Origin of the sequence: Paenibacillus mendelii, assembly GCF_024498075.1 — a bacterium.
Taxonomy (GTDB): Bacteria; Bacillota; Bacilli; order Paenibacillales; family Paenibacillaceae; genus Paenibacillus_Z; species Paenibacillus_Z mendelii.
The window spans coordinates 1-2,671 of sequence record NZ_JANHOF010000049.1 but is presented as its reverse complement, the minus strand read 5'-3'; the positions used below and the strand labels follow the sequence as shown (position 1 = coordinate 2,671).

Annotated in this window: 3 protein-coding genes; all 3 read right to left on the bottom strand. The window is 40.5% G+C overall.

Features of this window, described 5'->3' with window-relative positions:
* Positions 1–186: 186 nt before the first annotated feature.
* Positions 187–594, bottom strand: coding sequence for a DUF4304 domain-containing protein (locus tag NNL21_RS35925; protein WP_204822857.1), 408 nt, complete (start codon positions 592–594; stop codon positions 187–189).
* 157 nt (positions 595–751) lie between these two features.
* Positions 752–1,225, bottom strand: coding sequence for a hypothetical protein (locus NNL21_RS35920; protein WP_204822856.1), 474 nt, complete (start codon positions 1,223–1,225; stop codon positions 752–754).
* A 137-nt stretch (positions 1,226–1,362) separates the two neighbouring features.
* Positions 1,363–2,427 carry a DUF1835 domain-containing protein gene (locus NNL21_RS35915; protein WP_204822855.1) on the bottom strand — a complete coding sequence of 355 codons (1,065 nt, stop codon included), beginning with the start codon at positions 2,425–2,427 and terminating at the stop codon, positions 1,363–1,365.
* Between the last annotated feature and the right edge of the window lie 244 nt (positions 2,428–2,671).

Here is a 2,671-nt window from a genome sequence, read left to right as displayed (position 1 = left end):
GCGTTCGCCAGCCCCCGTTCGGGACTTTCACCCTAGAGATGACGCCCATGCTGGGCGTACATGAAAAAGGAGCAGCTGCCGCGGCAATCTGCTTCCTGGATCGTTCAACTATCGTTTCCCGTTAGCCATCCATGCCGCTCAGCGGCACCACAGATTATAGAAGTAATTGCGTTCTTCCATGGGAGTTTAGTGAAAGTTAGTGACGGACCAATAATCATCCGCCTCACTGAGGCTTTTTAAAACTTTACTTGCTAATTTGTCGTAAATATTACCGAAGAAATTACGTTTGTCGTACCTAAACCAATCATCTTTATCTCCAATCCTTAATCTATTATCGGGATTTAATTCATATGCGGTTACTTTGTTCGGAGGGACTTTTTCTCCCCAATGATGGGTATGGCCCTCAGGTGAACAAACAGCTACCTCAATAATGAACCCACCACCATATTTATCGAATTGAAATGTTAGGAGGTCTATTTTCTTTTCGGTTATTCTTCGAAAATGCGGAAAAGTACCCTTGAAGCCACGGTCACGTAAGCTGGGAATAACGATATTTTTAAGTGAACTTATCATTTTATCTCTCTCGGCGGACAACTTAATTCCCTCCCCCGTCCTCATCTTTGTTCAAATTAGACGCATGGAACGATTATTTGTTGCAACAATCGTTCCATTATCCTGCCCGCTAGCTCAACGAGGCTGCCGTCTCATGCCCGCAGCCTCGTCCTGGTTATTGTTAAGCTATAGTGTCCCGTTAGCTCAATGACTTTCTTTTTAACATGGCGATAAAGTCTTTTTCTAGACCTGTAATATTTTTGATTACTTCCTCTTCGACCCCTTCTGCTATTGCTTTTCGTGCAAAGTGTAAACCATATTTATCTGCCGCTAACATTCGATGAAGGGTGGTTCTTTCCTCAAATGATAAGTAATCATCTGCTATTGTGCCATCCAACAGGAATTCCATATCATAGGTCCCAATCATTGTTTTAAGATAGTGTAGTCGGAGTGAGCAAAAAATGGCAGCTCCATCACGGTCATAATATTGTTTTAAGCTTATCGATACCACATCAATAAAAATAAAATCCTCATCCAACTTGCCAATAAATAAGTCATGATACTCATTTTTATTTTCTTTTTTCCAACTACGAAAAGTGTTCCAGAACCCATCGATTGTCCGATTTATTGCACTATGTTCTTGCTCCCATTTCAGGAGAAGTCCAGTTTCCACATAACCACCACCTTACTCATTGATAACCCTTAGAATTATATCACTTACCATTAGTGAATTCTGCCCGTTAGCGCAACGCGGCTGCCGATCCATGCCGGCAGCCGCGTCTTAGTTGTTTATTAAGCTATCGTGTCCCGTTAGCGTAACGAAGTATTGAAGATACGCCTTACGCTGTAAAATCTCATCCCTCTTGGCACACCTTTGATTTCCAAGGACTGATTATAAATTAGCTGTCTCAGTCGGTATTCAAAATAGTTATCAGCAACGTGATGATCGCAGTGTCTGAGCGCTTCGCCCATTACTTCTCCAGCCTTAATAAAGTCATGATTCGACTTTTTGGCATGTAGCTTCTCTATTGTCTTCAGCAAATAGGAATCGAAATAATTCTCATCGACGTTTTGGATCCTTTCTCTATCCCAAATACGCAACACGTTATGATGATTAGCAAGCGATAACCATTCATGCTCCATTAACTTTTTAGTTTCGAAATCTATTAATCCGTTGTCCTCGTTTTCCCCGAAAACATTCTGAAGTTTTTCAGGAGGGATTTCGCCAGTGTGTAAAGATTTGATATGTTGATCGGAAGTATTAAACCTTCTTTCGCAAGCTTCCACGGCATTAAAAACAAATATTTCATTTTGTTTTTTCCTTAGCAAATAAAGTGCATACCGCAACCCTATCTGTTCGTGGGCATTATTCCCGCTCCATATCATAATGCATGCTTCAGCGGGAATATGGTCTATTTGCTCCATTAATCTTTGATGGTAGGTATCGTAATCGTAATCATCACAATCGAACTCATTGTTGATGTGGTCTCTGAGCCACTCAACTCTACGCGCTCTTCCAGTTTCCTCATGAAGCTGCCATAGAGGTCCAATAGTAAATTGATCTCGAAAACTTACCATCTTGTTTGTATTCTCAATTCCCAATTGCCTTATGACATCTTTCAAACTCCTGGCAACAACATCACCAAAAACAATATGCACTTTCGTGGCAGCATCATTCGGTTCCCATATCGAGATCTGATCATTAGGAACTAGTAGCTTCTCGTATAAGTCCTTCAAGTTTTTATATAGATCTATTATTCCATTACTGTCCCTTTCAACCATATCCAGTTGTAACTTGATGATCGTAATAAGCTGTTTCGCTTCTTGCAGTGAAAGTCTATTGATTGCCTTCCTTATTTCTAAGTGCTTTTCCAAAAGCTGTGACCCGCCTCTCGCTTAATGTATTTAAACACAACGAAAGCGATGGATCGGTTTCATCGCTTTGCTCTCGTATCCGTTAGTTGAACAATTATCCGAATGCCTTCTGACCTTATCTTAAGAGTATTAATTCCGTATGTTGGTGATAATTATTCGGCGAAATGATTAAATTATCCTCCCTCTATGGAGAATCACTTTTCTCTTAAATGCTCACGTTTTCTTAGATTTTGACCCAAGTTCA